Annotated in this window: 5 protein-coding genes; all 5 read right to left on the bottom strand. The window is 52.5% G+C overall.

What is annotated here, in order from left to right:
- Window positions 1-209: 209 nt before the first annotated feature.
- Complete coding sequence (locus tag Q1M25_RS06485; protein WP_300483112.1) at window positions 210-3,041, bottom strand: valine--tRNA ligase; 2,832 nt, start codon at window positions 3,039-3,041, stop codon at window positions 210-212.
- Between the two features lie 96 nt (window positions 3,042-3,137).
- Window positions 3,138-3,947, bottom strand: coding sequence for a zinc transporter ZupT (gene zupT, locus Q1M25_RS06480; protein WP_300483109.1), 810 nt, complete (start codon window positions 3,945-3,947; stop codon window positions 3,138-3,140).
- Window positions 3,948-4,127: 180 nt separating this feature from the next.
- A complete protein-coding gene (locus tag Q1M25_RS06475; protein WP_300483107.1) occupies window positions 4,128-5,384 on the bottom strand; it encodes a D-amino acid dehydrogenase in 1,257 nt (418 codons plus the stop codon).
- Window positions 5,385-5,467: 83 nt separating this feature from the next.
- On the bottom strand, window positions 5,468-6,859 hold the full coding sequence (locus Q1M25_RS06470; protein ID WP_300483105.1) for a sodium:alanine symporter family protein: 1,392 nt from the start codon (window positions 6,857-6,859) through the stop codon (window positions 5,468-5,470).
- A gap of 304 nt (window positions 6,860-7,163) precedes the next feature.
- Window positions 7,164-7,864, bottom strand: a 701-nt coding sequence (locus Q1M25_RS06465; protein WP_300483103.1) for a glutathione synthetase, incomplete at its 5' end; no start/stop codon positions are given.

Genomic DNA, 7,864 nt, shown 5'->3' with positions numbered 1-7,864 from the left:
CGCGCCTCACCCTCGCCCATCCGCAATACGGCGATTTGATTTGGTATCCCCACGCCGACCACGATACGGACAAACCGCAAACCGGACAGGAAATCCGCATCAGCGTGGATGAAAGTCAGATCGTTTGGTTTGATTGAATTTGATGGATTGAAAAAGAAAAAGTCCGTCTGAAACTTAAGTTTCAGACGGCCTTATCTATTCAATCAAAATCAGTCTTTCAACTTCGCCAACTGAGTTTGAACTTTCGCCATTTTGTCTTCCAATTCCGCCAAATCGGCTTTGTCTTTTTCCACCAAATGCGCTGGGGCTTTTTCGGTGTAGCCGGGTTTGGAGAGTTTGGCATTGAGTTTGTCCAAGGCTTTTTGCAGCTTCTCGGCTTCTTTGCTCAAACGGGCGGTTTCGGCGGCTTTGTCGATTTCAACTTTCAACATCAGGCGCGCGCCATTGCAGACGGCGACAGGTGCGTCTTCCGCTTCGGGCAGGTTGTCCACCAGCTTGGCTTCGGTCAGTCGGGTCAGCGACGGCAGGTATTTGAGCAGGCCTTCGAGTTCTGCACTGCCTTCGATAAAGAGCGGTGCTTTGACGTTTGGCGCGATACCCATTTCGCCGCGCAGTTTGCGTACTTCTTCCACCAAGTCTTTCAATGCGGCCATTTTGTCGAAGGCCGTCTGAACGATTTGTTCTTTATCGGCTTGCGGATAGGCGGCCAACATGATGCTGTCGGCGGTTTTGGCATTGGCCAAAGGCGCAACGACCTGCCACAGCTCTTCAGTGATGAACGGCATGATCGGGTGCAGCAGGCGCAGGATGGTTTCGAGTACGCGTACGAGGGTGCGGCGTGTGGTGCGCTGGGTTGTCGGGCAGCCGGTTTGGATTTGCACTTTTGCCAGCTCGATGTACCAGTCGCAATATTCGTTCCACACAAATTCGTACAGCGTTTGCGCGGCAAGGTCGAAGCGGTAGGTTTCAAAGGCTTCGGCAACAGCGGCTTCGGCCTGTTGCAGTTTGCCGATAATCCATTGGTCGGCGAAGGTAAACGCCAACGGCTGCATTTCGTCTTGACCGCAGTCTTTGTCTTCGGTGTTCATCAACACGAAATTGGTGGCGTTCCACAATTTATTGCAGAAGTTGCGGTAGCCTTCGGCGCGTTTGAAGTCGAAGTTGACGCTGCGCCCCAAGCTGGCGTAGCTCGCCATGGTGAAGCGCAAGGCGTCCGCGCCCATGCTAGGGATGCCTTCAGGGAAGAGTTTTTTCGTGGCTTCTTCCACTTTCGGCGCGGTTTCGGGTTTACGCAGGCCGGTCGTACGTTTCACCAGCAGTTTTTCCAAGTCGATGCCGTCGATCAAATCCACAGGGTCGATGACGTTACCTTCGGATTTGGACATTTTTTTGCCTTCGTGGTCGCGTACGATGCCGTGGATATACACGTCTTTAAACGGTACTTTGCCGGTAAAGTGGGTGGTCATCATAATCATGCGCGCCACCCAGAAGAAGATGATTTCGTAGCCGGTAACCAAGACGTTGGACGGCAGGAAGGCTTTGAGTTCGTCGGTTTCAGACGGCCAGCCGAGCGTGGAGAACGGCACGAGCGCGGAGGAGAACCATGTATCCAATACGTCTTCTTCGCGGGTCAAGCCTGTTTTACCGGCTTGTTTTTCGGCTTCTTCCTGATTGCGGGCGACGTAAACATTGCCTGCTTCGTCGTACCACGCGGGGATTTGATGACCCCACCACAGTTGGCGTGAAATACACCAGTCTTGGATGTTGTTCATCCATTGGTTGTAGGTATTGACCCAGTTTTCAGGGATAAAGCGCACTGCGCCGCTGTCGACGGCTTTTTTGGCTTTGTCGGCGAGGCTCAAGCCTTTGAATTCGCTGTCAGGCTCGCCGCCGTTTGGCGTGGCGGACATGGCGACAAACCATTGGCTGGTCAGCATCGGCTCAATCACCGAACCGGTACGGTCGCCTTTCGGCGTCATCAGCGTGTGCGGTTTGATTTCGACCAAGAAGCCTTGTTCCTGCAAATCGGCAACCATTTGTTTGCGCGCGGCAAAGCGGTCCAAGCCTGCGTATTTTTCAGGCAGGGCAAAGCCTTGTTGCGCTTCGCCTTTGAAGTTGAACACTTCGGCGTTTGCCAGCACTTTGGCTTCCAAGTCGAACACATTAATCAGGCGTGTGTCGTGACGTTTGCCGACTTCGTAGTCGTTAAAGTCGTGCGCAGGCGTGATTTTCACGCAACCTGTACCGAAGTCTTTTTCAACGTATTCGTCAGCGATAACGGGAATGGTACGGCCGGTCAGCGGCAGGATTAATTCCTTGCCAATCAAATGGGTATAACGTTCGTCTTCAGGATTGACGGCAACGGCCACGTCGCCCAGCAGCGTTTCAGGACGGGTAGTCGCTACGATAACGGCTTCGACAGTATTGTCAGCCAACGGATAGCGGATGTGCCACATAGAGCCTTGTTCTTCCACGCTTTCCACTTCCAAATCAGACACTGCCGTACCCAAAACCGGATCCCAGTTCACCAAGCGTTTACCGCGGTAAATCAAGCCTTGTTCAAACAGGCGCACAAACACTTCGGTAACAGTTTCGGCACGCACGTCGTCCATCGTGAAATACTCGCGCGTCCAGTCGGCAGAGCAGCCCACGCGGCGCATTTGTTGGGTAATCGTACCGCCGGAAACTTCTTTCCATTCCCACACTTTTTCCAAGAATTTTTCGCGGCCCAAGTCATGACGAGACACGTTTTGCGCGGCAAGCTGACGCTCGACCACGATTTGCGTGGCGATGCCCGCGTGGTCGGTGCCCGGAATCCAGGCAGTGTTGCAGCCTTTCATGCGGTAGTAGCGGGTCAGGCCGTCCATGATGGTTTGGTTGAAGGCATGGCCCATGTGCAGCGTGCCAGTTACATTGGGCGGCGGCAGTTGGATGGAGAAAGACGGTTTGGTCAAATCCATATCAGGCTGGAAATAGCCCTGCTTTTCCCAGTTTTGATAATGTTTGGATTCGATTTCAGCTGGATTGTATTTGTCTAACATGATGGAACTTTGTGAAATTAAGGTTATTTTTGATGTGCGGATTATAACGCAAAAAGGCCGTCCGAATCATTTCAGACGGCCTTTGGCATACGGGTTTCAAAAATGGAACAATACCAGGCTGACGGCAATCACCGCCATGCCTGTTGTCAGGCCGTAAACGGTTTCGTGGCCGTCTGAATAACGTTTGGCGGCCGGCAGCAGCTCGTCCAACGCCAAAAACACCATCACGCCGGCTATCACGCCGAACACCGAACCAAACACGGCAGGCGACAAAAACGGCTGCAAAACCAAATAGCCCAAAGCCGCCCCCAAAGGCTCGGCCAAGCCGGATAGCAGACACGCCCATACCGTTTTCTTACGGCTTCGGGTGGCAAAATAAACCGGCGCGGCGATGGAAATGTCCTCCGGAATATTATGGATGGCAATCGCCAAGGCCAAAGGCATCCCGACTCCCGGATTTTCCAAGGTGGCAAAAAACGTTGCCAAGCCTTCGGGGAAATTGTGCGCCGTAATCGCAAACGCCGCCATCATACCGACTCGTGCGATATGGCGGCGTTTGCTTTCTTGAAACGACGGGTCTTGCGCATCCAAGGTTTCATGCGGGTTCGGCACCAGGCGGTCAATCAGCGCGATGCCGCCCATCCCGGCCAAAAATGCCATGGTCGCCGCCGCAAACGCGTGGTCTTTATCATAAATTTCAGCGAACGCCTCACTGGATTTACTGAAAATTTCCGTCAGAGAAACATATACCATCGCACCGCCGGCAAATGCCAAACCAAACGACAACACGCGCGGATTGGGCGTTTTGGAAAACATCACCAAGCCGCTGCCTAATACGGTAAACAAACCAGCGGCCAGCGTGATGGAAAAGGCAACGGCCAAATTGGACATCGAAAAATCGGGCATGAGAAAACCTGCGCTAAAAGCTGGGACAGGTTCAGACTAACACTTTTTAATGAGCATGATAATAGTTATTATTTATTTTACTAATTGGATACCCGAATTTTGAAACAAAGGGCCGTCTAAAAAATGGTTTTCAGACGGCCTTTAAATTTGAAACGTCGCTAAACCTTATCGCTTTCCAACTTAAGCCTGATAGCGCGACAGGCTCAAGTCGTCGCTTCGGATTTCGGTGTCTTTGCCGCTCACGATATCGGCGGTTAATTTTGCCGAACCCAGCGACATGGTCCAGCCCAAAGTGCCGTGGCCGGTATTCAGGAAGAGATTATCAAAGCGGGTGCGTCCGATTAACGGCGTGCTGTCGGGCGTCATCGGTCTGAGGCCGCTCCAGAACAATGCTTGGTTCAAATCGCCGCCTTCGGGGAACAAATCGTTGACGACCAAAGCCAAGGTTTCGCGGCGTTTTTCGGACAATTTGATTTCGTAGCCCGATAATTCCGCCATGCCGCCGACGCGGATTCTGTTGTCAAAGCGCGTGATGGCGACTTTGTAGCTTTCATCCAAGACGGTGGAGACCGGCACGCCATCGGAATTGGTGACCGGCAGGGTCAAGGAATAGCCTTTGACGGGATAAATCGGCAGATTGAGATCCAACTGAGCCAAAACCGTCCTGCTGAAGCAGCCGAGCGCGCAGACAACGGCATCTGCTTCAAACCGCCCTGTTTCGGTTTCAACAGCTTTGATGCGCAGTCCGTTGTGGTCGATGCGGCTGATGGTTTGATTAAAATGAAACTGTACGCCCTTTTCCTGGCACAATTTGTATAGGTTTTCAGTGAAGAGATGGCAGTCGCCGGTCGCATCCGCAGGCAGGTGCAGGCCGCCGGCAATTTTGGCGGTAACGCGTGCCAGCGCAGGTTCAAACTCTGCGCATTCTTCGGGTTTCAGACGGCGGTACGGCACGCCGTAGCGTTCCAAAACGGCAATGTCTTGTTCTGCCGCTTCGACCTCTTTAGCCTGACGGAAAATCTGCAATGTCCCTTTTTTGCGCCCTTCAAAATTCATGCCGGTTTGCGCTTCAAAACGGCGGAACATCTCGCGGCTGTATTCGGAAATCCTGACCATGCGCTCTTTGTTGGTTTGATAGCGCGCTGCCGTGCAGTTTTGCAGCATTTGCCACAGCCATTCGATTTGATACAGGCTGCCGTCAGGGCGAAACAGCAAAGGCGGATGGCTTTTAAACAGCCATTTCAACGCTTTGGTCGGGATACCGGGTGCCGCCCAAGGCGTGGTATAGCCGTAGGAAAGCTGGCCTGCATTGGCAAAACTGGTTTCCATCGCTACGCCCTCGGCGCGGTCGATGACTGTTACTTCATGTCCTGCCTCTGCCAGATACCACGCGGAAGATACGCCGGCAACGCCAGCACCTAAAACAAGCACTTTCATTTTTCTCCTCCTCTGACTTTTTTCCAAACAGACTTAATATACATCGGGCCGTCTGAATATTCATATTCAGACGGCCTTGGATATTAATGCGGCAATTCGCCGTTTTTGATTTTTTGTTTGAAGTCGCGCGTTTCATTGACGATGACTTTCGCCATCAACAAAAGCGCAATCAGGTTGGGCAATGCCATCAAGCCGTTGAATGTGTCCGAAGCCAGCCACACCAAATCAAGGCTCAACACGGTTCCCAGCATAACTGAAGAAACATAACCCACGCGGTACAAACTGGCAAACTTCTCGCCGAAGACGTAAACCGCGCATTTCTCGCCGTAATAACACCAGCCGAGAATGGTTGAGTAGGCAAAGAAAATCAGGCCGATGGTGACAATCCAGCCGCCGATACCGGGCAGCATTTTTTGGAAAGTGACGGTTGTCAGCGCCGCGCCGCTCAATTCAGGTTTCACAAATTCGCCGCCTGCGCCGAGCAGACCCATAACCAACACGATACCGGTAATCGAGCAGACAACGATGGTGTCCAAAAACGTACCGGTCATGGAAACCAAAGCCTGACGGACGGGGTGGTCGGTTTTCGCGGCGGCGGCGGCAATCGGCGCAGAACCCATACCTGCCTCGTTGGAGAACACACCGCGCGCCACGCCGTAGCGGATGACCGTACCAATAGCGCCGCCGGCCACAGCTTGCGCGCTAAACGCATCAGAGAAAATCAGTTTGACGGCAGGCATCAATGCGTCAGAATTCACGACAATAATGGAAATACCGCCCACTACATAAAACACTGCCATGGCAGGTACGATAAAGGACGCGGCTTTGGCAATACCCTTAATGCCGCCCAAAAGCACAATGGCCGTTAATACAGTCAATATCACGCCGGTGTAGGCAGGTTCGACACCGAAGCTGGTTTGTACTGCCTGCGCAACCGAGTTGGACTGCACCGAGCTGCCGATACCGAAGGAAGCGAATGTGCCGAACAGCGCAAACGCAACGGCCATCCATTTCCAGTTTTTGCCCAAGCCTTTTTCGATGTAATACATCGGGCCGCCGGACATTTCGCCTTTGGAATTGGTGACGCGGTATTTCACCGCCAACACGCCCTCGCCGTATTTGGTGGCCATACCGAAAATAGCGGTCATCCACATCCAAAATACCGCGCCCGGGCCGCCGGTCACTACGGCAGTCGCTACACCGGCGATATTGCCCGTACCGATGGTGGCCGACAGCGCGGTCATCAACGCTGCAAAATGGGAAATATCGCCTTCGTGGTCTTCGCCGTCTTCATGCTTCTTTGACGGCACAAACGCCTGTTTCAACGCATAACCCAACATGGTGAACTGCAAGCCTTTCAGCAAAACGGTCAGCAAAATGCCCGTGCCGACCAGCAGCATCAACATAATAGGCCCCCAGACCCAGCCGCTGATGGTTTCAAAAAAGGCTTTGAGATTGTCTAAAAGCAATTGCATGGTTTTTCTCCTTTGTCTGTTTTATTTTTTTAAAACACCACTTTTTTGTAGTGTCCTGTAATTTCAGCATAGAATGTTTAAGATTACAACATATTTATTTTCAAAAGCTTTTCGTATTTTTACCCTAAATAAAACCCAATCGACACTAAGAAAATTGTTTACAATCCAGAGCAGGCCTAGACCCCAGCCCAATTAAAATGACAAATAAAAGTATGCTTTAAAACATCTTCCTGCCAACTGTTTAAAAAAATTCAGACCGTCTGAAAAAAGTCTTTCAGACGGCCTGAATGTGCGTGCCGCAACCCTATTTCAGCAACCCGGCCAACACTCGGGCAAAACGCTCCGTCGCGCCTTCGCTGGTGTGCAGGTACAGGGCAGGTTCGATGAGTTCCAACTCATTGAGCAGGAAGGTGTCGCTGATTAATGTACCATCCACTCGGGCGTAAACCGGCATTTGTGGCAAAATGGCCAGTACGTCTTGCGCGGCACGGACAGCAAACTCGGGCGGCTCGATACCGAACACCGACACGCCATAGGCCGAGTTGGCGCGCCATTCGCCTTGCGGCGGCTGACGGCGCACGGCATGGCTGAATGCGCCGTTGAAAAACACCAGCGAGGTTTCGCCCGCTGTTTCGATTTCGCGGATATAAGGTTGAACCATCATACCTTGCGGATAATCCGCCATATCCACGTCCAATGCCTCCGCACAAACTTTGACTACGCCTTTGCCGCTCTGCCCGAATGCGGGCTTGATAACTGCTTCCGTCCAGCCTTGTTGTTTCAGAATATCGGCCAATTTGTCTTTGTGCGCGGGAACAAACACGCTGGGAATCACTTGCGCGCCGCGTGCCGCCAAATCGCACAAATACGTCTTTTCCATATTCCAAGCCATCAATTCGGGCGGATTGATAAAACGCTGCCCCGCCTGCCCGGCTTGCTCCAGCCATTGACGGAAGGCTTCGGGTTCGGCGGCATAATCCCATGCGCACAAAGGCAGCAAAAACG

The sequence above is a fragment of the uncultured Neisseria sp. genome (genome assembly GCF_951230505.1).
Lineage (GTDB): Bacteria > Pseudomonadota > Gammaproteobacteria > Burkholderiales > Neisseriaceae > Neisseria.
This window is presented reverse-complemented; position numbering and strand designations above follow the sequence as displayed.

Coding starts and splice junctions, on each gene's coding strand:
- Q1M25_RS06475 (WP_300483107.1), bottom strand. CDS start 5,384: ATGAAAGTGCTTGTTTTAGGTGCTGGCGTTGCCGGCGTATCTTCCGCG.
- Q1M25_RS06485 (WP_300483112.1), bottom strand. CDS start 3,041: ATGTTAGACAAATACAATCCAGCTGAAATCGAATCCAAACATTATCAA.
- zupT (WP_300483109.1), bottom strand. CDS start 3,947: ATGCCCGATTTTTCGATGTCCAATTTGGCCGTTGCCTTTTCCATCACG.
- Q1M25_RS06470 (WP_300483105.1), bottom strand. CDS start 6,859: ATGCAATTGCTTTTAGACAATCTCAAAGCCTTTTTTGAAACCATCAGC.